This window comes from Duganella lactea (assembly GCF_009857505.1).
GTDB lineage: Bacteria > Pseudomonadota > Gammaproteobacteria > Burkholderiales > Burkholderiaceae_D > Rugamonas > Rugamonas lactea.
Window position 1 is genome coordinate 86149 of the sequence record NZ_WWCP01000005.1, and the last position, 26393, is coordinate 112541.

Consider the following 26393-nt stretch of genomic DNA (forward strand, 5'->3'; position numbering starts at 1 on the left):
TTCCGGCGAAAGCCGGAACCGATAGAACGCATGCTCAGCATGGGCCCCGGCTTCCGCCGGGGCGACGACGCGGTAAAGAATAACTTATGCCCGCACCCAAACTTAGCCTGAAAGCCCGGGCACTACGCTTTCTCTCCCTGCGCGAGCACAGCCGCCAGGAGCTGGCCCGCAAGCTCGCCAAGTATGCCGAAGAGGGCGACGACATCGACGCCCTGCTCGACCTGCTGGAAAAGAACAACTGGCTGTCGCAGGAACGCTTCTCCGAATCGCTGATCCACCGCCGCGCCGCCCGCTACGGCAACAGCCGCATCGTCGCCGAGCTGCAAAGCCACGGTGTGCAGGGCGAAGCGCTGCACGAACTCAAATCCTCCCTCGCCGACACCGAAATCGACCGCGCCCGCGACATCTGGCAGCGCAAATTCGGCACGGTCGCCACCGATCCCCAGCAACGCAACAAGCAAATCCGCTTTTTGCTGCAGCGCGGCTTTTCCCAGCGCGCCATCATGCAAGCCGTCAAAGGCGCCGACCTGGACGGGCTGGAATAGCCGCTTTTCGCCGATTAATTTGTTATTAGTTGAAAATACGCAGATGCTAATTCGGTTCCTTGTGTGCTAAACTTTGTGGGTTTTTGCAGCACCGCGGGTGCGGTGGTTGTCCGTAGAAGCTGCGGCAACGTGCGTTTTTAATAAGAGAAATGCGCCAGGCTGCTAACTAACTAACGCCGCGAGAGCGGTGTCGATCTTATGTCTCTGTTAACTCCAGTTACCCGTCGTGCGCTGTGTGCACGCGCGCCACAGCTGTCCCCAGCGAGGACGGCGTGCGGGTTATTGGCAGCCCCTCTGCATCAACTGTTTCAATCCGAAGAATTCCAAGTCCTGTACCGTGACCCCGGCGCAGCGGCGAAGTTTTACCCGCGCTGGGTGGACAAAGCAGCACCGGGTAGCGCGTAGCAACAATATCTGCTTAATCATTCAACCGATTTATACAATCAGCATCAGAAGGGAAGCCAGCATGAAGATCCATGAGTATCAAGGCAAAGAAATTCTCCGAAAATACGGAGTGACGGTACCGCGCGGTATTCCGTGCATGACCGTAGAAGAAGCAGTGAAAGCTGCTGAAACCTTGGGCGGCCCAGTCTGGGTTGTGAAAGCACAGATCCACGCCGGTGGCCGTGGCAAAGGCGGCGGCGTCAAAGTTGCCAAGTCGCTGGAACAAGTCAAAGAATACGCTGACCAGATCATGGGCATGCAACTGGTGACCCACCAGACCGGCCCTGAAGGTCAAAAAGTACGTCGCCTGCTGATCGAAGAAGGCGCCGACATCAAGCAAGAACTGTACGTTTCGCTGGTCACCGACCGCGTGACCCAGCGCGTTGTGCTGATGGCCTCGTCGGAAGGCGGCATGGACATCGAAGAAGTTGCCGAGTCGCACCCAGAAAAAATCCACTCGATCGCCATCGATCCAGCCGTGGGCCTGACCGACGCTGAAGCCGCTGGCATCGCCGCGAAAATTGGCGTACCGGAAGGTTCGATCGCCGACGCCGTCACCAACCTGCAAGGCCTGTATAAAGCCTACTGGGAAACCGACTCGTCGCTGGCCGAAATCAATCCACTGATCGTCACCGGTTCGGGCAAGATCATCGCCCTGGACGCGAAGTTCAACTTCGACGCCAACGCGCTGTTCCGTCAACCAGAAATCGTCGCCTACCGCGATCTGGACGAAGAAGATCCAGCTGAAGTGGAAGCATCGAAATTCGACCTGGCCTACATCTCGCTGGACGGCAACATCGGCTGCCTGGTGAATGGCGCCGGTCTGGCCATGGCCACCATGGACACCATCAAGCTGTTCGGCGGCGAGCCTGCCAACTTCCTGGACGTTGGCGGTGGCGCCACGGCCGAGAAAGTGACCGAAGCCTTCAAGATCATGTTGAAAAACCCAGGCCTGAAAGCCATCCTGGTCAACATCTTCGGCGGCATTATGCGTTGCGACGTGATCGCCGAAGGCGTCATCACCGCATCGAAAGCGGTTTCGCTGCAAGTACCGCTGGTGGTCCGCATGAAGGGCACCAACGAAGATCTGGGCAAGAAAATGCTGGCTGACTCCGGCCTGCCGATCATCGCCGCCGACACCATGGAAGATGCAGCGAAGAGCGTTGTAGCAGCCGCTGCTGGTAAATAATTAAGGAACCGATATGTCTATTCTGATCAACAAAGACACCAAAGTCATCACCCAGGGTATCACCGGTAAAACCGGCCAGTTCCACACCCGCATGTGCCGCGACTACGCGAACGGCAAAAACGCCTTCGTAGCCGGCGTGAACCCGAAGAAAGCCGGCGAAGATTTCGAAGGCATCCCAATTTTCGGTTCGGTTAAAGAAGCCGCGTCGAACACCGGCGCCACCGTGTCGGTGATCTACGTGCCGCCAGCAGGCGCCGCCGCCGCGATCTGGGAAGCGGTTGAAGCCGAACTGGAACTGGCGATTTGCATCACCGAAGGCATTCCTGTCCGTGACATGATGGCCCTGAAAGATCGCATGGCCAAAGCCGGTTCGAAAACCCTGCTGCTGGGCCCTAACTGCCCAGGCCTGATCACCCCTGACGAAATCAAGATCGGCATCATGCCAGGCCACATCCACCGTAAAGGTCGTATCGGCGTGGTTTCCCGTTCGGGCACCCTGACCTACGAAGCGGTTGGTCAGCTGACCGCGCTGGGCCTGGGCCAATCGTCGGCGGTTGGTATCGGCGGCGACCCGATCAACGGTCTGAAGCACATCGACGTGATGCGCATGTTCAACGAAGATCCTGAGACCGACGCGGTCATCATGATCGGTGAAATCGGCGGTCCGGACGAAGCCAACGCCGCACGTTGGGTCAAAGACAACATGAAGAAACCGGTGGTTGGCTTCATCGCCGGCGTTACCGCTCCTCCAGGCAAGCGCATGGGCCACGCCGGCGCGCTGATCTCGGGCGGCGCCGACACCGCGCAAGCCAAGCTGGACATCATGGAAGAGTGCGGCATCAAAGCCACCAAAAATCCATCGGAAATGGCACGTCTGCTGAAAGCCATGCTGTAATTTTCCGCCACCTGAGCGTGGAGTAATGAAGGGGAGCCTTGTGCTCCCCTTTATTTTTTTCGGCGGCGGCTTGGCACGCGGCTGACACTCCGCGTCGCCTGACAATTTTTGTCAGGTCAGGCTGACAAAAAGCGGCAGTTTTTGCCGGGTTTGAAGAAAAACAAGGCGGACAAGGGATGGCACACTGGTTGCAATAAGAGCGGTGTAGCCCCAATAACGTCTTGAATCATTCCATAGGAGTCGCAAATGAAATCCATGAACATGATGAAAAAGCAGGCACAGGCAGGCTTCACGCTGATCGAGCTGATGATTGTGGTGGCCATTATCGGCATTCTGGCCGCGGTGGCGATTCCGGCCTACAGCAACTACACCATCAAAGCCAAGATGGCCAACGCGCAAAGCGCTGTGGATTCGCTGAAGACCGCCGTGGCGCTGTGCGTGCAGGAAGCCGGCGGCGTGCTCACCGACTGCAACACCGGCTCCAACGGCATCCCCGCCTTCACCCCGACCAAGGAAGTGAAAACCGCCACGGTGGCGGCAGGCGTGATCACCGCCACCTTCCAGGATACCGGCGTAGGCTCGGGCGTCGACACCCTGGCCGTGGTCTACAGCCCAACCATCGCGGCCGGCGCCAGTAATCTGACCTGGAATGTGAATGCGACCGCCGTGACCAACACCGCAGCCCGCGACGCGCTACAGAAGAACAACATCGCCCCGTAACCATCTGAGCGCCGAAGCAAACCCGGCGCCCGCTTCAGCTCACCGCCGTCGCTCCGGCGAAAGTCGGAACCCATGCTGACTTTGCAGGGCGGAGGCTCTATCGATGGAAGTCATGCCGCGCATGGATTCCCGCTTGCGCGGGAATGACGACGTGCTATTTGGACTTAACTGCGAGGACCGCACAGGTCTCTTATTGGGCGCGTAAGAAATTCTATGTGTGCGGGACCGGGTTTTACTTAATCGCGTTTGTGAAGTCTTCGTCAAACATGATGATGGCAAAATGACTAGCATCCATTTCCCTAGCTGCTTGGGCAGCGCGCCTAACTTTCCTTGCCTTCCATGTCAACCATGGTGTAAAGTGTCAACTCAAATGTCAAGTTAAACTGTCGGGGACGCCATGGGAAACAAGCTGAGCAACGCTCCTGTCTACTATACGGTTGCGCAGGTCCAGTTCAATCCAGTGCTGGACTTGGATGGGTACATCCCTGCCATCCAGTCCAGGATGCGTGAAGTGTACTTCCCTGACTTCAAAAAAGAGGTCTTTCAGCGTTTGGACTTCCCTGTACTGGGAACTCAGCAAGGTCAGATGGTTCCGCCTACGTTGACTACCCAGTCGCGCTATCTGTTTGGGGACATGCTAGGGCGGACGGTCTTTCTTCTGGAGTCAAATGCGCTCACGCTGCAGACGACGGCTTACGACACTTTCGAGACGTTTTCAAAGACGCTGATGGCGGGGCTTGGCATCCTGCATAGTGCACTGCGCCTTGACTTCGTCGAGCGCATTGGTCTTCGCTATTTGGATGCTGTTCAACCATCCAAGGAAGGCGAGTCTCTCCGTGAGTTTCTTGTGCCAGAGGTGCAGGGACTAGCTCTGCGTGGGCAGGGCACCCTTCAGCAATCAATCAGTGAGACCTCACTTGCAACTTCTGCCGGCCAGCTGATTTCGCGTGTCGTTGTACGCAATGGGCAACTGGGTCTACCCATGGAACTAAGCGGCGCGCCTCTCACCATTGACCCGCGTTTCACTCAGCGTGAGGGACTGCATGCTATTGTCGATACAGATGCTTCCTTCGCTCATCGGGAGGCATTTGATCTGCCCAATGTGGAGGTGCGTTTGACGGCGCTCCACGACGAAATCGTTACCTCCTTCAGCGGAACGGTTACGGACTACGCTCGTGCTGCGTGGGCCTGATTGGAGAGCACAATGAACACTTCTTTGATATACGACCACGGCGGCTGGGTTCCTGAGCGGACGGTGACTGGCACCACTTCTACAGTCGTTCGGCTAGTCGGTTGGGTGGCGGCGGCGACGGCCACACTCGCCAGCATTGGGACTGGGGGGGAATTGATCGCCAAGCATTTGCAGACTGACTCATACCATGCCCAGAAGGAATCTCCGGCGATTGAAGTTGTGGAAGCCGCATTAGTTCGCACTCCGCGTGAAGACCTGTCTCGCATCCGCGAGGTGCTGAAACCCGCTGTTTCCGACCTCGCGACCACGTTAGGTGTTTCTCGTCAGTCCGTGTACAACTGGCTCAATGGGGATCAAGTAGCGGATGAGAATGCCGCCAAGCTGCAAGACCTTGCCCAAGCTGCTGATGCGCTGGACCATGAGGGCATCGAAGTCAATGCCGCACTGTTGAAGCGCAAGTTCGCTAATGGTAGGACGCTGCTGCAGGTGGCTCAGGCCGGTGAGTCGGCACGGGATGCCGCGCTCCAACTGGCGCACATCCACAAGCGTGAGGTGGCCCAGCGTGAACGTATGGCAGCCCGGTTCGCGAATCGTGCGAGGACGCCAACCAGCGCCGACTTCGACCTGCCTTGGGCCGACGACCATGCTTGAGGGTGAGACGTGGCCGAGTGGAACCGTGACACCCTATGGCGCCAAGGGCATCTGCTAGGCAGCGACGCCGTCGCAGCCTTGGGGCTACGTCACACCGCGGAGCCTGAACAGACCCTGGCTATCGTCGCCAGCCATGATTGCGACCTCGCGCAGCACCCGGACGGAGAACCTGTTGTCGAGGTTATGGTCGGCAGCCTGTTGGCGAAAAAAGAAGGAACCTACGTCCACGCAAAGAGTGCCCGCAAACTTCATATCGAGTTCGGGGGAGCTTCTGCCTGCTGGGGGGAGTTCGAGGCAACAGGCAAGTTCGCTATCGACAAATGGGCACTGAACGAGTTCCAGCCCCGCACTGACGCAACCCTGTCTCCTGAGGACCAGGCCACGTTCCAGATGTGGCTGGCCAGCCGCTATCGGCGCTCAGCCTTCCCTGATGAGTTCGAGCGCCGCCTGATACGGGAAACTAAGCTGAACGAGAAGATTGCCAAGGCGGTGAAACCACATGGCGAACTTATCGTGGGCGTCTTCTTCGACGTGGACGGGGGCGTCGAGGTGACGCGGGATGGTCCCGACGACACGTACACCCTTGACATCACTATCTTGCATCGGGCCGATATGGACTTTGACGCGGCTGAGAAGGCAGCCACTGAAGCAGCTAAGGCCATCGAGAAGGCGTTCACTGACAAGCTCTTCGGCCCCACGAAGAAGTGGCAGCACATCGAGCTGCGCTCATGCGAGCCGCTGTCCGAGTCGGTGCTGACCTATCAGGTGTTTAAGCAACTCAAGCGTTGGCGGCTGGACCACATGAGCCTCGCCGCCGATCCCCAACAACCTTTGCCCGCTGATTAGTTCGGCGCATTCCCATATCCGTTGGCGTCGGCATTTCGATGCATGGCCGGGGCATTCCCGCCCCCCGCAGGGTCATCACTTGTCGATTTCCGCCGTCCAATCCCCCGACTTGCCGCCGTGCTTTTCAGTGACGCGGATATTGGACATGACCATGCCCCGGTCCACGGCTTTGCACATATCGTAAATCGTCAGCAGTCCGACCTGGACGGCGGTCAGGGCTTCCATTTCAACACCGGTTTTGCCGTAAGTCTCGACTTGCGCCTTGCAGTGCACGCTGGCGTTGTCGACATCGGTCTCGAAGTCGACCGTCACGCGGGTCAGCGCCAGCGGGTGGCACAGCGGGATCAGGTCGCTGGTGCGCTTGGCGGCCATGATGGCGGCGATGCGGGCGATGCCGAGCACGTCGCCTTTTTTCGCCGTGCCGCCGAGGATGATGGCCAGCGTTTCCGATTTCATGCGGATCGAGCCGCTGGCCAGGGCGGTGCGGTGGGTTTCATCCTTGGCGCCGACGTCGACCATGTGGGCTTGTCCGGTGGCGTCGAAATGGGTGAGGTGGTCGGTGGTCATGATCGCGGCTTAAAATGAGTCATAATGTGGCACTAAGTTTTTGTGCCCAGGTTGCGGGTATCATATCACCGTGAAAGCAAAACGCTCCTCTTACTCCGGCCGCATGCGCGCTGTTGCCATGGCCCTGCTGGTCGCCATGCCGATGGCCATGGCGCAGAATGTGATCGCGCCGGCCCGCATTCCGAATCTGCCGTCGCTGGGCGGCACCGAAAGCCAGGATTTGTCGCCGCTGATGGAACGCAAAATCGGCGAGGAAATCATGCGCGATATCCGCCGCGACCGCGATTATCTCGACGACGGCCCCATCCTGGAGTACATGAATAACTTCGGCAACGCGCTGGTCGATGCCCGTCCCGGCGCACGCGGCGAGGCCAAGTACGATTACTTTTTCTTTGTGGTGCGCGACAACCAGTTGAACGCGTTCGCCTTGCCGGGCGGGTTCATCGCCGTCCATTCGCAGCTGCTGTTGCAGGCGCAGAACGAGTCCGAGCTGGCGTCGGTGCTCGGCCACGAGATCGGCCACGTGGTGCAGCGGCACATCGCCCGCTCCATCGGCCAGCAGAAGCAGGATGCGCTGATCCCGCTGGCGGCGATGATTTTGGCCGCGCTGGCCTCGCGCGCCGGCGGTGACGCGGCCATCGGCGTGTTCCTCGGCGGACAGGGCGTGGCGATCCAGCGGCAGCTGAATTTCGGCCGTGAGGCCGAGCGTGAAGCCGACCGCATCGGTTTGCAGATCATGGGCGAGGCCGGCTTCGACACCTCGGGCATGGTGGCCTTCTTCCAGCAAATGCAGGCATCGACCAAGAACTATAGCGATCTGGTGCCGGCTTGGCTGTTGACCCACCCGCTGCCTGCCGAGCGCATCGCCGATATTCAGGCGCGCATCCGCGAGCATCCTTACAAGCAGCGTTCCGACAGTCTGGACTTTTTCCTGGTGCGTTCGCGCGCCCGCGTGTTGCAGGACCAGAGCAGCAGCGGCTACAGCGAATCCAAAACCTTCTTTGAGAATCAGATCAAGCAGGACAGCTGGCAGCAGAAGGCCGCCGGTCAGTACGGCATGGCGTTCCTGACGATGAAGCAGGGCGATACCGTCGCCGCGCAAAGCTGGCTGGACAAGGCGTATGAGACGGTCAACCGGCCGCCGCCGGCCGGCGTGATCGGTGTCGGCCCGCGTAGCAAGGCGGAGTCGATCTTTGCCGCGACCTCGATCGAGATCAAGCTGGCGCAGCCGGACAACAAGGCGATGCTGGCCAAGGCGGTCGACGAGGCGAACGCGGCCCGTGAAAAATTCCCGCTGTCGCGCGGCATCGCGCATCAGTACGGCGAGGCGCTGCTGAAGGCCGACCGGTTGGAGGCGGCGGCGGTGTATCTGCGCGATCAGGTGCAGCTGTACCGCGAAGATATCGAGGCCTATGATTTGCTGGCGCAGGTGTATTCCAAGCAAGGTAAGCTGGCGCTACAGCATATCGCGCTGGCGGAGTCGTATAACCTGCAGGGCGGCGTGATGGCGGCGCTGGATCAGCTGAACTATGCGCGCAAGTCGCCGGACGCGTCGTTTTACGATCAGTCGCTGATCGATGCGCGCGAGCGCGAATGGCAGGCGGCGCGGCGCGAGGCCATGGGCGACAAGGGCAAGAAGGACATGACGGAATCGCGTTCGGCGTTCAAGGCCGAGCTCAAGTCCGACGCTGACGAGCACAACAATCCATTCGAGCTATCGGAAAGCCCGCTCGACCGGCTGCGCAGGTTGAGCAATCCTACGTTGCCGCAGGGGCCGTCGGTACGCTGACAAAGCCGCCGCGCGCCGCCAACTGATCGGCGGCGATGCGCTCGACCGCCACGCCATCCAGGCTCAGCGCGCCTTGCGCGCGGCCCGCCATCCATTCCAGCAAGACCTCGTCATCAACCGGCGCGCCGTTCAGTCGCAGGCGCGGCAGCACGTCGGCGCCGTCGCGATCGTCCAGCTGGGCGTACACGTCGGCGCTGCGCAGGATCAGCGCGCCCGCGTCGGTCAGCAACGCGGCGTCCAGCGGGCCGAGCGCCGCGCCGGTGTGCAGCAGCCAACCGGCGGACGGATCGGTGCGGGCGATGTACGGCGTCGCTTCCAGTTGCACGTACACGCGCTGCGGACCGTTCTGGAAATACCAGCAGCCACGCTCATCCGCCGCGTAATTGCGTGTGATGAAACCGACCAGCGCCGCATTGGTCAGCTTGTCGCCGGGCAGGTGGAGGTGTTGGGCGCGCTCGTCGCGCATGCGCCAGTTGCCGCGCGCGTCCAGCGCCAGCCAGCCGTAGCAGTGCGGTACGTTGGGCCACTTGGCCAGCGCCTGTTTGACGATGTCATCCATGTTGTTCGAGGAAAGTGATCAGCTTGGCCGGCAGCCAGTTGATGCGGCCCGGCGGCCCGCCGACGGCAAAGCCGACATGGCCGCCGTGCTCAGGATAGTCCAATACCACGCGCGGCGACGCACGCCGTGGCAGATGGCGGCCCGGCAGGAAGGGATCGTTTTTCGCATTCAGCACCAGCGTCGGCACGGTGATGTCGTTCAGCACGTGCTTGGCGCTGGCGCGGTGCCAGTAATCGTCGGTGTCGCGGTAGCCGTGCAGCGGGGCGGTGACGACGTTGTCGAAGGCGTACAGATCGCGCGCCGCGTGCAGCGCGTCGAGATCGAACAGGCCGGGGAATTGCTGTAGTTTGGCTACGCACTTCGGTTTCAGCGTCTGCAAAAACATCCGCGTGTAGAGCATGTTGAAGCCGCTCGACAGCGACGCGCCACCTTGCGCCAGGTCCAGCGGCGCCGATACCGCGCAGGCGGCGGCGACGAAATCGGCCGCGTGTCGCGATTCGCCCAGCCAGCGCAGCAGCGCGTTGCCGCCCAGCGAGACGCCGGTGGCGTAGAACTTGCCGCTGTGGATGTCGCTGGCGTGGCCGGCGTGCAGGCGGCGGATGACCCAGTCGATTTCGGCGGCGTCGCCCGAGTGGTAGAAGCGTGGCGCGCGGTTGGCCTCGCCCGAGCAGCCGCGAAAGTGCGGCACGGCGCCGGACCAGCCGCGCGTCTGCAACTCGGCCATCAGCGCGCGCGCGTAGTGGCTGTTGGAGGAACCTTCGAGACCGTGAAATAACACGACCAACGGCTGCCCCGGCTGGCCGTCGACAAAATCAACGTCGATGAAGTCGCCGTCCGGCGTATCCCAGCGCTCGCGCCGGAAGCTCACCGCCGGCTTGCTGATGGCGATGGCCGGATAAATGGTTTGCAGGTGGCCGCTGGGCAGCCACAACGGCGCGGTGTACTTCACGGCGGGAACTTAATGCAGGATCTGGTTGGGTGATTCCACCGGCGCCGGTCCCGGCGCGATCGATACGTGATGCAGCGTCAGGCGCCAGCCTTTCGGCGTTTTCGCGTACACATTGGTGGCGATCAAATGCGCCGGCTCGCCGCTGGCGGCGGTCGCGCCCTCGACCACGGTGTGCACCGAGCTCATCAAAGTATGCGTTTCGTGCAGCGACGAGGGATGGATGTTCAACCCGCCATGCTCAAGAATGGCCGCCCAGGAGGCGCGGATGGCGGCATGGCCGATCAGCCGCGGGCCGCCCGGATGGACGCAGACGATTTCGTCTTCGTCGCCCCACAGCGCCATCAGCGCATTCAGGTCGGCCCGGTTGAGGGCGTCGTAAAAAGCCGCTTCGGTCTCGGCGGCGCTACCGTTATGCGTCTTCTTGGTCGGCATGGCGGTGGCTTGCTCAGTGGTGGCCAACAACCGCGCCGGGTTTCAGCTTGTAGGCCGTGCCGCAGTACGGGCACTTGGCGACGCCGTGGGCGTCGAACTCCAGGAAGACGCGCGGGTGCGACGACCACAGTGGCATGGCTGGGTTCGGGCAGTGGGCCGGCAGATCCTTGCCATCGAGTTCTACGGCGGTAACAGCGGCGTTTGGGTTGGTCATTTCTTGTGGCTCCGGATGGCTGAGAGAAAACCACGATTTTAACGGATTCGCGCATGGAGCAAAAATCGTCGGTAAAATAGCGCCTCTACAATACCTCCCCGGCCCGCCATGTGGCAGGAATGCCACAACCGATCCCATGACTGAAATGAGCAGCACTGCCACGGCGCCCTGCGTCGCAGCCCACCACGAACCATCCTGGCGCGAAGGCGTCAGGACCGGCCTGCCTTCGCTGTTCGGCATCGGCGCCTGGGGCCTGGTGGTCGGCATCGCCATGGTGAAATCCGGGCTGACGATGCCGCAATCGCTGGGCATGACGCTGGTGGTGTTCGCCGGCTCCGCCCAACTGGCGGCGTTGCCGCTGATCGCGGCCAATGCGCCGATCTGGGTGATTTTCCTGACCGCGCTGGTGGTCAACCTGCGCTTTGTGATCTTTTCCGCGCTGCTGGCACCGCACTTTTCGCATCTGCCATGGCGCCAGCGCCTGGCCCTGGGCTATGTCGCCGGCGACATGACGGTGGCGCTGTTCCTGCAAAAATACCCGTCCGAAGCGCCGCAGGTCGGCAAGTTGTCTTATTTGAAAGGCCTGCTGTATCCGAACTGGGCTTCGTGGCAGATCGGCTCGATCGCCGGCATCTTCCTCGGCAGCGCCGTGCCAGCCGAATGGGCGCTGGGCTTTGCCGGCACGCTGGCCATCATTTGCGTGATGATCCCGCTGATGGCCGGGCGTCCGGCGCTGGCCGGGGTGCTGGTGGCGGGCGCCGTGTCGGTGCTGGCGCATCAGCTGCCTTACAAGCTGGGCCTGCTGGCGGCGGTGCTGGTTGGCATGCTGACCGCCATGGTCATCGAGGAAACCGCCGAAAAATGGAGAAGCAAGCGTGGCTGACTGGGAAATTTGGCTGGTGATTGCGGTGCTGGCGCTGGCGACCGCCTGCACGCGCAGCTCGTTCTGGCTGATCGGCCACCACATCACCATCCCCAAGCGGGTGCAGGAGATGCTGCGCTACGCGCCGGCCTGCGCGCTGGCGGCGATTGTGGCGCCGGACCTGATCCTGGGCGCGGACGGCCAGGCGGTGCTGGATGCCAGCAATCTGAAGCTGATCTCGGGGATTGTGGCGACGATTTATTATTTGCTGCGGCGCAATATGCTGGAGACCATCATATTCGGCATGGCTTTCTTTACGGCACTACGCTTGATTTCTGTAACTTAATAACAGAAAAATCACGTTAAGCTTCGGGTAAAATAGCGCTCTTCCAACAACTCGACCTTGGGTAGCCATGTCCGCTGTTCTGAACTTCATCCGTCTGCAAGACCTCATCGATCAAAACGCACTGCAAGGCAAACGCGTTTTCATCCGTGCCGACCTGAACGTGCCGCAGGATGATGCCGGCAATATCACCGAAGATACGCGTATCCGCGCCTCGGTTCCTGCCATTCAGGCAGCGGTTGCCGCTGGCGCCAAGGTCATGGTCACGTCCCACCTGGGCCGTCCGACCGAGGGGGAGTTCAAACCGGAAGACAGCCTGGCGCCGGTCGCCGCGCGCCTGTCCGAGCTGCTGGGCCAGCCGGTTGAGCTGAAGCAGAACTGGGTTGATGGCGCCGGCCTGGAAGGCCTGCAGGCTGGCCAGGTGGTGCTGCTGGAAAACGTTCGCGTCAACCAGGGCGAGAAAAAGAATGCCGACGAACTGGCGCAGAAAATGGCCGCTTTGTGCGACATCTACGTCAATGACGCCTTCGGCACCGCGCACCGCGCCGAAGCGTCGACGCATGGCATCGCCAAATTTGCGCCGGTGGCCGCCGCCGGTCCGTTACTGGCCGCCGAGCTGGACGCGCTGGGCAAGGCGCTGGGCGCCCCGGCCCGTCCTTTGCTGGCCATCGTCGCCGGCTCGAAAGTCTCGACCAAGCTGTCGATCCTGGAATCGCTGGCCGACAAGGTCGACAATCTGATCGTCGGCGGCGGCATCGCCAACACCTTCATGCTGGCCGCCGGCCTGAAGATCGGCAAATCGCTGGCCGAGCCGGATCTGGTGGGCGCCGCCAAAATCATCATCGACAAGCTGGCCGCGCGCGGCGCGCAAGTGCCGATTCCGGTCGATGTGGTGACCGCCAAGGAATTCTCGCCAAGCGCCGTCGCCACCGTCAAAGACGTCAAAGACGTGGCCGATGACGACATGATCCTGGATATCGGTCCTCAAACCGCCGCCATCCTGGCCGCGCAGATCGCCAGCGCCGGCACCATCGTCTGGAACGGCCCGGTGGGCGTGTTCGAGTTCGACCAGTTCGCCGAAGGCACCAAGACGCTGGCGCTGGCCATCGCCGAGTCGAAAGCGTTCTCGATCGCCGGCGGCGGCGACACGCTGGCGGCGATCGCCAAGTACAACATCGGCGCGCAAGTGGGCTACATTTCCACCGGCGGTGGCGCCTTCCTGGAGTTCCTGGAAGGTAAAACCCTGCCGGCGGTCGAGATCCTGACCCAGCGCGCCGCGTCAAAATAAAAGGCAGTGAATAGCACGGTCGTGCTTTGTAGCAAACTAACAGTAGAATCCAGGTAATGCCTGGGAAGGGCATCAAATCTGTAGTGGATTTACAGATTTGATGTCTTGACCACAACAAACCCGGGTTTCCGCGCCGTGCGGGAACTGTTCGCATGACCTACCGCTAAGGAATACTATGTCTCGTAGCACCAAAATTGTCGCCACGATCGGCCCAGCTTCTACCGACTTCAACGTACTGGTCAAGATGATCCGTGCGGGGGTGGATGTCGTGCGCCTGAATTTCTCGCACGGCAAGGCCCAGGACCATATCGACCGCGCGCGCCTGGTGCGCGAGGCGGCGGCCGAGTGCGGCCGCGAAGTGGCGATCATGGCGGACATGCAGGGCCCGAAAATCCGCGTCGGCAAGTTTGAAAACGGCAAGATCGAACTGACCAAGGGTGACAAGTTCATCCTGGACGCGAAGTGGGGCGAGAATGGCGAACTGGGCAACCAGGACCGCGTCGGTCTGGACTACAAGGCGCTGCCGCAGGACGTGCGACCGAACGACCAGCTGCTGCTGAACGACGGCCTGATCGTGCTGGTGGTCGACAAGGTGGTCGGCTCCGAGATTTACACCACCACCAAAATCGGTGGTGAACTGTCCAATAACAAGGGCATCAACCGCCTGGGCGGCGGTCTGACCGCGCCGGCGCTGACCGCCAAGGACATGGAAGATATTAAGACGGCCATGAGTTTCCAGTGCGATTACCTGGCGATCTCGTTCCCGAAAAGCGCGACCGATATGGAAATGGCGCGCCAGCTGGCCAATATCGCCGGCGAGCCGTTCGGCCACAAGCCGCTGATGATCGCCAAGATCGAGCGCGCCGAAGCGATCCCTGTGCTGCAGGAGATCCTCGACGCCTCGGACGGCATCATGGTCGCCCGTGGCGATCTCGCGGTGGAAGTGGGCAACGCGGCGGTGCCGGCATTGCAGAAGCGTATGATCCGCATGGCGCGCGAGTCGAACAAGCTGGCGATCACCGCGACCCAGATGATGGAGTCGATGATCTTCAACGCCGTGCCGACCCGCGCCGAAGTGTCGGACGTGGCCAACGCCGTGCTGGACGGCACCGACGCGGTGATGACGTCGGCCGAAACCGCGTCGGGCCGCTACCCGATTGAAACGGTGGAAATGATGGCCGCCATTTGCGTGGAAGCCGAGCAGTCCGAGTACAACAAGCTCGACGCCGACTTCCTGAATGCGACCTTCACCCGCATCGACCAGTCGATCGCCTACGCCGCGCTGTTCACCGCGCACCACCTGGCGGTGAAGGCGATCGTCGCGTTGACCGAGTCCGGTTCGACCGCGTTGTGGATGAGCCGTCACAACATCGATACGCCGATTTTCGCGCTGACGCCGTCGACCACGACCTTGCGCAAAGTGGCGCTGTACCGCAATGTGAAGGCCTACAATTTGCTGCAGGAAGGCGGCAGCGCCGCCGTGCTGAAGAAGGCCGAAGAACTGCTGGTCGCGCAAGGCGTGGTCAAGAAGGGTGATCTGATCGTCGTGACCTGGGGTTCCCCAATGGGCCAGGTCGGCGGCACCAACGCGCTGAAGATCGTCAAGGTCGGCGAATTTAGTTAATTCAACCGGTCGTCGGGGATGACGACGGGCCGGTGACAGGTTTTTTTATTGTTTTTGGAGTCTTACCATGTCCCTCGTATCCATGCGTCAACTGCTGGACCATGCTGCTGAAAACGGCTATGGCATCCCTGCGTTCAACGTCAACAATCTGGAACAAGTGCAGGCCATCATGGCTGCCGCCGACGCGCTGAACGCGCCGGTCATCATGCAGGCCTCGGCCGGCGCCCGCAAGTACGCCGGTGAAGCCTTCCTGCGTCACCTGATCGACGCCGCCATCGAGGCGTACCCGCACATTCCGGTCGTCATGCACCAGGACCACGGCCAGTCGCCGGCGGTCTGCATGGCCGCCATCCGCTCGGGCTTCAGCTCGGTGATGATGGACGGCTCGCTGGAAGCCGACGGCAAATCGGTCGCTTCCTACGAATACAACGTCGAAGTGTCGCGCGAAGTGGTCAAGTTCTCGCACGCCATCGGCGTGACGGTGGAGGCTGAACTGGGCGTGCTCGGTTCGCTGGAAACCATGAAGGGCGACAAGGAAGACGGCCACGGCGCCGACGGCCTGATGACCCGCGAACAGCTGCTGACCGACGTGGCGCAAGCCGCCGACTTCGTGCAGAAAACCCAGTGCGACGCGCTGGCCATCGCCATCGGCACCTCGCACGGCGCTTACAAGTTCACCCGCAAGCCAACCGGCGACATTCTGGCGATCGACCGCATCAAGGAAATCCACGCGCGTATTCCGAACACCCACCTGGTGATGCACGGTTCGTCGTCGGTGCCGCAGGAACTGCTGGCCATCATCCGCGAATTCGGCGGTGACATGAAGGAAACCTACGGCGTGCCGGTGGAAGAGATTCAGGAAGGCATCCGTCATGGCGTGCGCAAGATCAACATTGACACCGACATCCGTCTGGCCATGACCGCCGCCGTGCGTCAGTACATGTTCCAGAACCCGTCGAAGTTCGACCCGCGCGACTTCCTGAAGCCAGCCCGTCTGGCTGCCGAGCAAGTGGTGCGCGCGCGCTTCCAGGCGTTCGGCTGCGAAGGCCAGGCGTCGAAAATCAAGCAAATTCCGCTGGAAAAAATGGCCGAGCGCTACAAAGCCGGCGAGCTGTCCCAGATTGTGAAGTAAAATTCTGTTTTGGAACGGGTTGGTTCTTGCGGACTAACCCGACTCTTTCGACCGGCGATCGAGGATTTCCTCATCCGCCGGTTTTTGCTTTTTCATTACATTCCCCTGCTATGAACAGCCTCTACCAGTCTTCCATCAAGTCCCTGCCACTCCTCGGCCACGGCAAAGTCCGCGACAACTACGCTGTCGGCGATGACAAAATCCTCATCGTCACGTCGGACCGCCTGTCGGCCTTTGACGTTGTCATGAATGAACCGATTCCCGGCAAGGGCATGGTACTGAACCAGATGACCGACTTCTGGTTCGAGAAGCTGGGCCACATCGTGCCGAACCACCTGACCGGCGTCGCGCCGGAGTCCGTGGTGGCGGCCGACGAAGTGGCGCAGGTCAAGGGCCGCGCCGTGGTCGCCAAGCGACTGAAACCGATCATGGTGGAAGCGGTGGTCCGCGGCTACATCATCGGCTCGGGCTGGAAAGACTACCAGGCCACCGGCGCGATCTGCGGCATCACGCTGCCGGAAGGTCTGCAACAAGCGGAAAAACTGCCACAGCCGATCTTCACGCCGGCCGCCAAGGCCGATCTGGGCGAGCACGACGAAAACATCAGCTTTGCAGAGATGGAATCGCGCATCGGCGCCGAACTGGCCGCCAAAATGCGCGAAGTCGCCATCAAACTGTACACCGAGGCATCGGAATACGCCGCTTCGCGCGGCATCATCATCGCCGACACCAAGTTCGAATTCGGCCTGGACGAAAACGGCGTCATGCACCTGATGGACGAAGTGCTGACCGCCGATTCGTCGCGCTTCTGGCCGGCCGACTCGTATGCCACCGGCATCTCGCCGCCATCGTTCGACAAGCAGTTCGTGCGCGACTACCTGGAAACCCTGACCGACTGGGGCAAGACCGCACCGGCGCCGCCGCTGCCAGCCGAGGTCATCGAAAAAACCCAGGCCAAGTATTTTGAAGCCATCGAACGCCTGACCGGCGAAAAGCTGAAAGCATAAGATGGCCGATCAACCACCACTGGTCGGCGTCATCATGGGCTCGTCCTCGGACTGGGACGTGATGCAGAACGCGGTCAACATCCTCAAGCAGTTCGGCGTGCCGTTTGAGGCGCAAGTGATTTCCGCGCACCGCATGCCTGACGAGATGTATGCCTACGCCAAGAGCGCGCGCGCGCGCGGCCTGCGCGCCATCATCGCCGGCGCCGGCGGTGCGGCGCACCTGCCCGGCATGGTCGCCGCCATGACCATCGTGCCGGTGCTGGGCGTGCCGGTGCCGTCCAAGTACCTGCGCGGCGAGGACTCCATGCTGTCGATCCTGCAAATGCCGAAAGGCGTGCCGGTGTCGACCTTCGCCATCGGTGAAGCGGGCGCGGCCAATGCGGCGCTGACCGCCGTGGCCATGATCGCCGCCACCGACGCGGCGCTGGCCGAGCAGCTGGAAGCTTTCCGCGTTTCCCAAACCGAGGCCGCCAAGGCCATGACTCTGCCGCTGTGAACAATGAGTGATACGAAGTTGAAATCCATCCTGCCGCAAGCCCACCCGCCAGCGTGGCTGGGCGTGATGGGCGGCGGCCAGTTGGGCCGCATGTTTGCCCAGGCCGCGCAGGCCATGGGCTATCAGGTCGCCGTGCTGGAGCCGTCGGCAGATTGCCCGGCCGGCCAGGTCGCGCAGCGGCTGGTCAACGCCGGCTACAGCGATGCCGCCGGCCTCGACGCGCTGGCCGCGCAGTGCGCCGCCGTCACCACCGAGTTTGAAAACGTCCCGGCGGACAGCCTGTCGCGCCTGGCGCAATCGGTGTTCGTGGCGCCCAACGCGCATGGCGTGTCGGTGGCGCAGGACCGTGTGGCCGAGAAGCGTTTCTTCGTCGACTGCGCGCCGAAGTCGGGCGTGATGCCGGCGCCGCACAAGGTGATCGCCACGCAGGAAGATATCGACGCCATCGGCGACGACCTGCTGCCGGGTATTCTGAAAACCGTGCGCATGGGGTACGACGGCAAGGGCCAGGTGCGCGTGACGTCGCGCGCCGACGTGCAGGCGGCGTTCGAGGCCATGGGCAAGGTGACTTGCCTGCTGGAGAAGATGCTGCCGCTGGCTTACGAAGTGTCGGTGCTGACCGCGCGCGGTCATGACGGCGAATCGGTCGTCTATCCGATCGCCGAGAACGTCCACCGCGACGGCATCCTGTTCACCACCACGGTGCCCGGCCCGAACGTGTCGGACGACAGCGCCTTGAAGGCGCAGCAGGCGGCGCAAGCCATCGTGGCCGAACTCGGCTACGTGGGCGTGCTGTGCATCGAATTCTTCGTGCTGACCGACGGTTCGCTGGTGGTCAACGAGATGGCGCCGCGTCCGCACAACAGCGGCCACTACACCATCGACGCGTGCGTCACCAGCCAGTTCGCGCAGCAGGTGCGGGCGATGGCGCGCCTGCCGCTGGGCGATGTGCGCCAGCATTCGCCGGCGGTGATGCTGAATATTCTGGGCGACCTCTGGTTCACCGATGATAGCGACAACACGCGCGAGCCGGCCTGGAATGAAATCCTGGCCTTGCCGGGCGCCAATCTGCATTTGTACGGCAAGGACGATCCGCGCCGCGCGCGCAAGATGGGCCACGTGACCTTCATCGCGCCCACGCTTGAGCAAGCGCGGCAGCAACTCAACGCCGCCTGCGCCGTCCTGGGCATTGAAGCGGAGGCGGCGCCGTGAAGCAGCCCGCCGCACCCGTGGCCGACCCGGCGCTGATCGCGGCGGCGGCCGCCATCCTGGAAGAGGGCGGTCTGGTCGCTTTCCCGACCGAGACCGTCTACGGCCTCGGTGCGGATGCGGAAAACCCGGCCGCCGTGGCGCGCATCTACGACGCCAAGGGCCGTCCGCACGACCACCCGGTGATCGTGCACGTCGCCCCCGGCGCCGATCTGGACTACTGGACCAGCGAGGTGCCGGAAGCGGCGCGCAAGCTGGCGCAAGCCTTCTGGCCTGGTCCGCTGACGCTGATCCTCAAACGCCATCCGAATATTCCTGACGCGGTCTCGGCCGGCCAGGATTCGGTTGGCGTGCGCTGCCCGTCGCACCCGGTCGCCATCGCCTTGCTGCAAGCGTTCAAGGGCGGCAAGGGCGGTGTGGCGGCGCCATCGGCCAACAAGTTCGGCAACGTCAGCCCGACCACCGCGCAGCACGTGCGCGACGAGTTCGGCATGGACGCGCACGACGACGGCGCCCTCAACGGCGGCGAAGCCTGCTCGGCGTCCGCGCTGGCGATGGTGCTGGAAGGCGGATCGAGCGAGGTCGGCATTGAATCCACCATCGTCGACATGTCGCGCCTGGCCACGCACGGCCCGGTGCTGCTGCGTCCCGGCCACATCAGCGCGCAGCAGATCGCCGACGTGATCGGCATGCTGCCGGCCGCGCCGGACCAGGCCGCGCCGCGCGCCTCCGGCACGCTGGAATCGCACTACGCGCCACGCACGCCGGTCGCCATGGCGACGGCGGCGGCACTGGCCGATACGCTGCCGCAACTGCACGCCAAGGGCGTCAAGGTGGCACTGATCGGTCACGCGCTGCCGGCCGCGCTGACCGCCCATGCGCACGCCCAGCGCGTGCTACCGGCCGATCCGGCCGGCTACGCCTATGGCCTGTACGCCGCGCTGCGCGATATGGATCAGACCGGCTCCGGCCTGATCCTGGTCGAAACGCCGCCGCAAGGCGCGGACTGGCTGGGTGTCAACGACCGCCTGCGCCGCTCGGTGTTTGGCTCGGCCGGGATTATTGCGTCGCTGCTGCAACACTAAATGCGCTTCTCGCCCCCGGGATGCCCATCCCGGTTTGCTTTCCTGCTAAGATAATTTTGTTGCCGGCCGACTATTTCGCCCGGCCATCTTGCAAGGATGCGATATGCGCGACTTTCGTCTGACCCTGATTCCGATGCTACTGCTGTTGGCCTCCTGTGGCGGCGGTGGCGGTAGCAGTGGCAACAGCCATGCCGGACAGGTGGTCACGCCGCCGGCGCCGCCGCCTTCGCTGCGTGGCCAGCTCATCGGCGCCGCCACGCTGGTGCCGGTGAGCATCGGCAGCGGCGTCGCGCTGAACACGGTCGATGCGACGCAATTCAAGTCCTTGATCGACGCCAACGTCGAATTAGGCAGCACCATCACCAGCACGCCGACCTGCGGCGTCACCGTCTACACGGTCAAGTATCACACCATCGATTCGGCCGCCGCCGACACCGAGGCCAGCGCCGCCATCTACGTGCCGTCCGGCGCCAACCCGGCCTGCCAGGGTGGTCGCCCGGTGATGCTGTACGCGCACGGCACGTCGGTGCAGAAGAGCTACGACATGGCCAAACTGAGCGCCAACGAACCGTTGCTGATCGCCGGCATGTTCGCGGGACAGGGCTACATCGTGGTGGCGCCGAACTATGTCGGCTATGCCGGCTCGAACGCCGGCTACCATCCGTATCTTGACGCGGAACAGCAATCGGCCGACATGATCGACGCCTTGCGCGCCGCCCGTGGCGTGTTCGGCAGCATCAGCGCCAACGCCTCCAGCCGGCTGATGGTCAGCGGCTACTCGCAGGGCGGCTTTGTGGCGATGGCCACGCAGCGCGCCATGCAGACCAAACACGCCAGCGAATTCGCGCCGACCGCGGTCGCGCCGCTGTCCGGCCCATACGCGCTAACCTTGTTCGGTGACGGCATCTTCGGCGGCGCGCCGTCCACCGGCTCGGCCGGCTTCCTGCCGATGCTGCTGAGCGCCGGCCAACGCGCCGGCGCCGGCCTGTACGCCAGCAGCGCCGACGTCTACGAACCCAAGTACGCCAGCGGCATCGAAAGTTTGTTGCCCGGCACGCAAAGCCTGGGGAGCCTGGCGGCGGCGGGGCTGTTGCCGAATGACGTGCTGTTTGCCGCCGACTCGCTGCCGCAGGTCTCGGGCTATGCCAGCTTCTTCGGCGCCGACCATCTGATCAAGACCAGCTACCGCAACAGCTATCTGGCCGATCTGCAGGCCAATCCGTGCAACGCCGGCAGCGCCGCGCCGCTGAGCTGCAAGCCGGCGCACGCCTTGCGCAAATGGCTGCAGAAGAACGACCTGCGCAGCTACACGCCCAATGTGCCGATGTTCCTGTGCGGCGGCGATGCCGATCCGGTGGTGCCGTACACCAACACCAGCGCCACCGCCGCCTATTTCCGCGCGCAAAACGTGGCCGGCCTGAACCTGACGGTACTCAATCTTGAGGACACCTCGATGCTCGCGCCGTATGCGACCTCGCGCGGGCAATTCGCCGCCGCTAAGTTCGCCGCGCGCACCGCCGCCCTGGTCAGTGGCAGCACCGCGGCGGCGGCCGACCAGGCGGTCAGGGACGCTTATCATGCCGGCCTGGTGGCGCCGTTCTGCCTGCGCGAGGCGCGTGCCTTCTTCGATTCTGCACCATCGCGGTGAATTGCGATTTGACATGGCGTAACGGATGGCGAGCAAGCGTTCTTTTTTGCTCACAAACCGTGTTTTTAGTGGTGTCCCTCTATACAAGCTTGGTTGGTGCTGGCATATTAGTCAGGTTGCGAATAGCACGGCCGTTCGTATAACAAGCCTAAAAAAAATTTTGAGGAGACAACATGCGTCATACCAAACTTGCGCTCGCTGCAATGACCCTGGCCGTTCTGGCCGGATGCGGCGGCACCGATCCCGCGCCTGGCGATCAATCGACCAAAGTCAAATACGCCTCGCAGGTATCGTTCGGCGATAGCCTGTCGGACGTCGGCACCTACAATGTCGGCACCGTCGCCGCGCTGAAAGGTGGCAAGTTCACCATCAATGGCGACAACACCGCGATCAATGCCACGCTGACCGGCAAGAACTGGACCGAGCTGATGGCCGCGCAGATCGGCGTGGCCGCGCCATGCCCTGCCGTCACCGGCCTCGATGGCGACGCCAGCAAGGGCTTCTCGGTGCCGGTCACCGCCAAAGCCGGTTGCTACAGCTACGCCATGGGCGGCGCCCGCGTGACCAACCCGGTTGGTCCGGGCAACAAGCTGGCCGGCAGCCCGCTGGGCGCGTTGACCATTCCCGTCGTCACCCAGATCGCCAACCACCTGAAAGCGGTCGGCGGCAAATTCAAGGGCGATGAGCTGGTGCTGGTGATGGCCGGCGGTAACGACGCGCTGTTCCAGTTGACCGTGCTGGCCAACGCCGCCACCAAGGCCGGCACCGATGCGGCCGGTCCGGCCTTCTTCGCCAGCCTGATTCCGCAGCTGGCCGCCGGCGCCACCAATCCTCAGGCCGCCGGCGCCGCCATCACCGCCGCCGTGCAGGCCGCCACCGTGCGTCCGGGCGCGACCCAGACCACCATCACCCAGGCCGCCATCGGCACCGCCGCCGCGCAGCCGGGTAACTCGGCGGTGGTCGCCAACTCCGCCACCTACATCGCCAAGGCCACCGCCGACGCCACCGCTGCCGGACAGGCGGCGGGTGCCGCCTACGCCAGCGCCAACGGCCCGGCACTGGTGACCGCCATGGCCACCGCCGGTACCGATCTGGTGGCGCTGGTGAAAAACCAGCTGCTCGCCAACGGCGCCAACTACGTGGTGGTCAACAACCTGCCGGACATCGCCACCACCCCGTCCGGCCGCACCAAGGATGCCTCGACCCGCGCCCTGATCGACGCCATGGTCAGCGCCTACAACACCGCGCTGACCAACGGCCTTGGCGGCGAGTCGAAAGTGGTGGTGGTGGATGTGTACGCGGTCAGCCATGACCAGGCCACCAACCCCGGCCCATACGGTCTGACCAATGTGTCCGAGCCGGCCTGCAACTTGACCGACACCACCAAGAACCCGATCGGCAGCTCGCTCGGTTGCAACGGCAGCAATTTGGTCGCGGGCGATGTCAGCCACTACTCGTTCGCCGACGATGTGCACCCAACCCCGTACAACAACCTGCTGCTGGCGCGTTATGTGTCCAAGGCGCTGGTGACCAAGGGCTGGCTGTAATTCCATCGGTGCAGGCCGCCGCGTCCGCGCAGGGCGTGGCGGCCGGACTCACATACAAATATCTGGAGACACTATGAAGAACACGGTAAAACTGCTGGCGCTGGCCGCCGCGATGACGGTAGCCTCGGCCGCCTCGGCACAACAGGAAGCTGGCACCTGGCTCGGCACGCTGGGCGCCAATAAAATCACCCCGAAAGTGGATTCGGGCAATGTGTCGGCGCCGGCCTTGCCGAACACCAAGACCGATGTCGGCAGCGACACCCAGCCGCGCTTCGCGATTGCCTATATGCTGACCGACAATGTGTCGGCCGAGCTGGACCTGGGCCTGCCGTACAAGCATAGTTTGTATGGCGCCGGTTCGATCCAGGGCACCGGCAAGCTGGCGACCGCCGAAGTGCTGCCGCCGACGGCTTTCATTCAGTACCGCTTCTTTAAGCCGGACGCGGTGGTGCGTCCTTACGTGGGGTTGGGCTTCACCTACGCCATGTTCCAGAAGGAACGCGGTTCGGGTCAGCTGACGGCGATTCTGAACACCGGCGCTACTTCTGGTGCGACCTTCAAGCTGGATGATAAAGCGGCCGTCAGCTTCCAGCTGGGCGGCACGGTGAAGATCAACGAGAAATGGTTCCTGGACGCGTCGGTCATCAAGACCAAGCTGAAAACCAAGGCCCACTACTCGACCGGTCAGGTGCAGGACGTGCGACTGGACCCGCTGGCGGTCAACGTCAGCGTCGGCTATAGCTTCAAGGGCTGGTAAGCTGGTAATGGTCATTCCGGCCTGCGCCGGAATGACGGCGGTTTTTACTGGAAGGCCTGGATACCCGTCTGGGCCCGCCCCAGAATCAGCGCGTGAATGTCGTGCGTGCCTTCATAGGTGTTCACCACCTCCAGATTCACCATATGCCGGATGATGCCGAACTCATCCGAAATACCATTTCCCCCCAACATGTCGCGCGCCACGCGGGCGATATCCAGCGACTTGCCGCACGAGTTGCGCTTCATCATCGAGGTGATTTCCACCGCCGCCGTGCCCTCGTCCTTCATGCGGCCCAGGCGCAGGCAGCCTTGCAGGCCCATGGTGATCTCGGTCTGCATGTCGGCCAGCTTCTTCTGGATCAGCTGGTTGGCGGCCAGCGGACGGCCGAACTGCACCCGGTCCATCACATACTGACGCGCCGTGTGCCAGCATGCTTCCGCCGCGCCCAGCGCGCCCCAGGCGATGCCGTAGCGGGCCGAGTTCAGGCAGGTGAACGGCCCCTTCAGGCCACGCACGTCCGGGAAGGCGTTCTCTTCCGGCACGAACACATTGTCCATGACGATTTCGCCGGTGATCGAGGCGCGCAGGCCGAACTTGCCGTGGATGGCGGGCGCGCTCAGGCCGGCCATGCCTTTTTCCAGCACGAAGCCGCGAATCGCGCCTTCATCATCCTTGGCCCACACCACGAACACATCGGCCACCGGCGAATTGGTGATCCACATCTTGGCGCCGCTCAGCGCGTAGCCGCCGGCCACTTTCTTGGCGCGGGTGATCATCGAACCCGGATCGGAGCCGTGATTCGGCTCGGTCAGGCCGAAGCAGCCGATCCACTCGCCGGTGGCCAGTTTCGGCAGATACTTTTGCATTTGCGCTTCGGTGCCGAACTCGTAGATCGGCACCATCACCAGCGACGACTGCACGCTCATCATCGAGCGGTAGCCGGAATCGACGCGCTCGACTTCGCGCGCGACCAGGCCGTAGGACACGTAGTTCAGACCGGGGCCGCCGTACTGCTCGGGAATGGTCGGGCCCAGCAGGCCCAGTTCGCCCATCTCGCGGAAGATGGAGGTGTCCATCTGTTCATGGCGGAAAGCGTCGAGGATGCGCGGTTGCAGCTTGTCCTGGCAATAGGCGGCGGCGGCGTCGCGCACCATGCGCTCGTCATCGGACAACTGCTGGTCCAGCAGCAAAGGGTCATCCCAGTGGAATTGGGCGCGGGCTTGGCTCATAGATAGTCTCTCGTTATGGTGATCAATGCTGTCAGCATTCTATGCCGCCACCCTGGCGCCGGCTTTTCAAAGAGCGACACCAATTTCCGTTTTTACCCCAGTCCGGCGAACTGGCCGCTATGGAAAATCAGCGGCGGGCATGGGGAGAACGCGCAGAACTCGACCTCGCCGACGAAAATCACATGGTCGCCCTCGGGATAGCGGCTGCGGTTATGGCATTCAAACCAGGCCGACGCGCCCTTCAGGATCGGCTGGCCGGTGCGCGACAGTTCGTACTCGACGCCTTCCCACGGATTGCCGCCGCGCGTGGCGAAGCGCTTGGCCAGGTGGGCCTGCTCGGCGTTCAGCACATTGATGACGTAGTGCGAGTTGCCGGTGAAGATGGGCATGGAGTTGGCGCCGTTGGCCAGGCTCCACAGCACCAGCGGCGGGTCCAGCGACACCGAGTTGAAGGAACTGGCGGTCAGGCCGCGAAAGCTGCCGTCGGCCAGGCGGGTGGTGATAATGGTCACGCCGGTGGCGAACTGGCCCAGCGCCTGGCGGAAATGGGCGGTGTCGAAGCTGCGCTCTTCGGCGCGTGGGAATTTGGTGTTCATAGTGAGTCATTATGCCAAAGATAGTGTGCGCGGAGGTAAAGCCCTGCTGCGCTATAGTTGTGACATCGTCACTAAAGGAGAATCATTGGATGTTTTACCGTGCCATTCCTGCTGCCTTATCCGCCCTGTTGTTTTGTTCCGCACACGCCTATGCCGCCGAGGTCGTCCCACCCCAGCGCGCCTCCGGCCTATGGAAGGTCACGCCGGAGCATTCGCCATTTTCCTGGGAGATTTGCGTACAGGCGGACAAAGACCGCATCATCGAAGACGATGTGTGGGCCGGTTTCGAGCGCGAGTGCGTGCTGGAGTCGCAACAGAAGGAGGGGGCGGCTTACCGCTACACTGCGGTGTGCGACAAGACAACCCGCTTATCGCTTAGCATGAGCGGTGACTTCGCTTCCGCGTACAAGATCGAATTCAGCACCACCTACCCGGGGTTGGGCGGCAAGATGGAAACCCAGCAAGACACGCTGACGGGACGTTTTGCCGGCGCCTGCCCGGCCGCCATCCCGCCGGGCGCGAAGCAGATGACGCGCGGCCCGCTGATCAAAAGTCCGTATGGCCAGCGTTAATAGTGT

General features: G+C 62.6%; 28 protein-coding genes. 21 read left to right on the forward strand and 7 right to left on the reverse strand.

Going from position 1 to position 26393, the window contains the following annotated elements; genetic code table 11:
• Nucleotides 1-86 precede the first annotated feature (86 nt).
• The 7 genes from recX (at nt 87) to GTP44_RS27165 (ending at nt 6482) form a co-directional block, all read left to right on the forward strand.
• Complete coding sequence (gene recX, locus GTP44_RS06945; protein WP_160989190.1) at nt 87-545, forward strand: recombination regulator RecX; 459 nt, start codon at nt 87-89, stop codon at nt 543-545.
• A gap of 466 nt (nt 546-1011) precedes the next feature.
• The gene (sucC, locus tag GTP44_RS06950; protein ID WP_160989191.1) at nt 1012-2178 is read left to right on the forward strand and encodes an ADP-forming succinate--CoA ligase subunit beta; all 1167 of its coding nucleotides are present in this window, start codon (nt 1012-1014) and stop codon (nt 2176-2178) included.
• Nucleotides 2179-2191: 13 nt separating this feature from the next.
• Nucleotides 2192-3073 (forward strand): succinate--CoA ligase subunit alpha, encoded by an 882-nt coding sequence (gene sucD / locus GTP44_RS06955; RefSeq protein WP_160989192.1) that lies wholly within the window; start codon nt 2192-2194, stop codon nt 3071-3073.
• Nucleotides 3074-3319: 246 nt separating this feature from the next.
• Complete coding sequence (locus GTP44_RS06960; RefSeq protein ID WP_308494317.1) at nt 3320-3793, forward strand: pilin; 474 nt, start codon at nt 3320-3322, stop codon at nt 3791-3793.
• 397 nt (nt 3794-4190) lie between these two features.
• Nucleotides 4191-4985 carry a TIGR04255 family protein gene (locus tag GTP44_RS06965; protein WP_161018847.1) on the forward strand — a complete coding sequence of 265 codons (795 nt, stop codon included), beginning with the start codon at nt 4191-4193 and terminating at the stop codon, nt 4983-4985.
• Between the two features lie 12 nt (nt 4986-4997).
• Nucleotides 4998-5636 carry a hypothetical protein gene (locus GTP44_RS06970; RefSeq protein ID WP_161018848.1) on the forward strand — a complete coding sequence of 213 codons (639 nt, stop codon included), beginning with the start codon at nt 4998-5000 and terminating at the stop codon, nt 5634-5636.
• Nucleotides 5637-5645: 9 nt separating this feature from the next.
• Nucleotides 5646-6482 (forward strand): hypothetical protein, encoded by an 837-nt coding sequence (locus tag GTP44_RS27165; protein WP_371867165.1) that lies wholly within the window; start codon nt 5646-5648, stop codon nt 6480-6482.
• A 75-nt stretch (nt 6483-6557) separates the two neighbouring features.
• On the opposite strand, the gene moaC is transcribed toward GTP44_RS27165, so the two are convergent.
• Nucleotides 6558-7049, reverse strand: coding sequence for a cyclic pyranopterin monophosphate synthase MoaC (moaC, locus tag GTP44_RS06980; protein ID WP_161018849.1), 492 nt, complete (start codon nt 7047-7049; stop codon nt 6558-6560).
• Nucleotides 7050-7152: 103 nt separating this feature from the next.
• Between moaC and GTP44_RS06985 the strand changes: the two genes are divergently transcribed.
• Nucleotides 7153-8838 (forward strand): M48 family metalloprotease, encoded by a 1686-nt coding sequence (locus GTP44_RS06985; protein ID WP_161018922.1) that lies wholly within the window; start codon nt 7153-7155, stop codon nt 8836-8838.
• On the opposite strand, the gene GTP44_RS06990 is transcribed toward GTP44_RS06985, so the two are convergent.
• Genes GTP44_RS06990 through GTP44_RS07005 form a run of 4 tightly spaced genes read right to left on the reverse strand, consistent with a single transcriptional unit; the run spans nt 8807 to nt 10992 of the window.
• Entirely contained in the window at nt 8807-9397 is a 591-nt protein-coding gene (locus GTP44_RS06990) for a DUF2946 family protein (RefSeq protein WP_161018850.1), read from the reverse strand. The genes GTP44_RS06985 and GTP44_RS06990 overlap by 32 nt on opposite strands.
• Nucleotides 9390-10346 (reverse strand): YheT family hydrolase, encoded by a 957-nt coding sequence (locus GTP44_RS06995; RefSeq protein ID WP_161018851.1) that lies wholly within the window; start codon nt 10344-10346, stop codon nt 9390-9392. Before GTP44_RS06995 ends, GTP44_RS06990 begins: the two co-directional genes overlap by 8 nt.
• A 9-nt stretch (nt 10347-10355) precedes the next feature.
• The gene (locus GTP44_RS07000; RefSeq protein ID WP_161018923.1) at nt 10356-10778 is read right to left on the reverse strand and encodes a YybH family protein; all 423 of its coding nucleotides are present in this window, start codon (nt 10776-10778) and stop codon (nt 10356-10358) included.
• A gap of 13 nt (nt 10779-10791) precedes the next feature.
• On the reverse strand, nt 10792-10992 hold the full coding sequence (locus GTP44_RS07005; RefSeq protein ID WP_161018852.1) for a zinc-finger domain-containing protein: 201 nt from the start codon (nt 10990-10992) through the stop codon (nt 10792-10794).
• Nucleotides 10993-11128: 136 nt separating this feature from the next.
• On the opposite strand from GTP44_RS07005, the gene GTP44_RS07010 reads away from it, so the two are divergent.
• The 12 genes from GTP44_RS07010 (at nt 11129) to GTP44_RS07065 (ending at nt 23990) form a co-directional block, all read left to right on the forward strand.
• The gene (locus GTP44_RS07010; protein ID WP_161018853.1) at nt 11129-11875 is read left to right on the forward strand and encodes an AzlC family ABC transporter permease; all 747 of its coding nucleotides are present in this window, start codon (nt 11129-11131) and stop codon (nt 11873-11875) included.
• On the forward strand, nt 11868-12200 hold the full coding sequence (locus GTP44_RS07015; RefSeq protein WP_160989198.1) for an AzlD domain-containing protein: 333 nt from the start codon (nt 11868-11870) through the stop codon (nt 12198-12200). The genes GTP44_RS07010 and GTP44_RS07015 overlap by 8 nt, the downstream gene beginning before the upstream one ends.
• A gap of 67 nt (nt 12201-12267) precedes the next feature.
• Nucleotides 12268-13485 (forward strand): phosphoglycerate kinase, encoded by a 1218-nt coding sequence (locus GTP44_RS07020; RefSeq protein WP_161018854.1) that lies wholly within the window; start codon nt 12268-12270, stop codon nt 13483-13485.
• Between the two features lie 175 nt (nt 13486-13660).
• Entirely contained in the window at nt 13661-15109 is a 1449-nt protein-coding gene (gene pyk / locus GTP44_RS07025) for a pyruvate kinase (RefSeq protein WP_160989200.1), read from the forward strand.
• 67 nt (nt 15110-15176) lie between these two features.
• Complete coding sequence (fba, locus tag GTP44_RS07030; protein WP_090182861.1) at nt 15177-16241, forward strand: class II fructose-bisphosphate aldolase; 1065 nt, start codon at nt 15177-15179, stop codon at nt 16239-16241.
• Between the two features lie 110 nt (nt 16242-16351).
• On the forward strand, nt 16352-17248 hold the full coding sequence (locus tag GTP44_RS07035) for a phosphoribosylaminoimidazolesuccinocarboxamide synthase (protein WP_161018855.1): 897 nt from the start codon (nt 16352-16354) through the stop codon (nt 17246-17248).
• Between the two features lies 1 nt (nt 17249).
• Nucleotides 17250-17744 carry a 5-(carboxyamino)imidazole ribonucleotide mutase gene (gene purE / locus GTP44_RS07040; RefSeq protein WP_160989202.1) on the forward strand — a complete coding sequence of 165 codons (495 nt, stop codon included), beginning with the start codon at nt 17250-17252 and terminating at the stop codon, nt 17742-17744.
• A gap of 3 nt (nt 17745-17747) precedes the next feature.
• Nucleotides 17748-18956 carry a 5-(carboxyamino)imidazole ribonucleotide synthase gene (locus GTP44_RS07045; RefSeq protein ID WP_161018856.1) on the forward strand — a complete coding sequence of 403 codons (1209 nt, stop codon included), beginning with the start codon at nt 17748-17750 and terminating at the stop codon, nt 18954-18956.
• Complete coding sequence (locus tag GTP44_RS07050; protein WP_161018857.1) at nt 18953-20038, forward strand: L-threonylcarbamoyladenylate synthase; 1086 nt, start codon at nt 18953-18955, stop codon at nt 20036-20038. The genes GTP44_RS07045 and GTP44_RS07050 overlap by 4 nt, the downstream gene beginning before the upstream one ends.
• Nucleotides 20039-20141: 103 nt before the next feature.
• A complete protein-coding gene (locus tag GTP44_RS07055; protein WP_161018858.1) occupies nt 20142-21686 on the forward strand; it encodes an alpha/beta hydrolase family protein in 1545 nt (514 codons plus the stop codon).
• 173 nt (nt 21687-21859) lie between these two features.
• The gene (locus GTP44_RS07060; protein ID WP_161018859.1) at nt 21860-23233 is read left to right on the forward strand and encodes an SGNH/GDSL hydrolase family protein; all 1374 of its coding nucleotides are present in this window, start codon (nt 21860-21862) and stop codon (nt 23231-23233) included.
• 73 nt (nt 23234-23306) lie between these two features.
• Nucleotides 23307-23990 (forward strand): OmpW/AlkL family protein, encoded by a 684-nt coding sequence (locus tag GTP44_RS07065; protein WP_160989207.1) that lies wholly within the window; start codon nt 23307-23309, stop codon nt 23988-23990.
• A gap of 44 nt (nt 23991-24034) precedes the next feature.
• On the opposite strand, the gene GTP44_RS07070 is transcribed toward GTP44_RS07065, so the two are convergent.
• Nucleotides 24035-25219, reverse strand: coding sequence for an acyl-CoA dehydrogenase (locus GTP44_RS07070; protein WP_161018860.1), 1185 nt, complete (start codon nt 25217-25219; stop codon nt 24035-24037).
• 92 nt (nt 25220-25311) lie between these two features.
• A complete protein-coding gene (locus tag GTP44_RS07075; protein WP_160989209.1) occupies nt 25312-25815 on the reverse strand; it encodes a flavin reductase family protein in 504 nt (167 codons plus the stop codon).
• An 89-nt stretch (nt 25816-25904) separates the two neighbouring features.
• Between GTP44_RS07075 and GTP44_RS07080 the strand changes: the two genes are divergently transcribed.
• Nucleotides 25905-26387 (forward strand): DUF3617 family protein, encoded by a 483-nt coding sequence (locus GTP44_RS07080; RefSeq protein WP_161018861.1) that lies wholly within the window; start codon nt 25905-25907, stop codon nt 26385-26387.
• Nucleotides 26388-26393 lie beyond the last annotated feature (6 nt).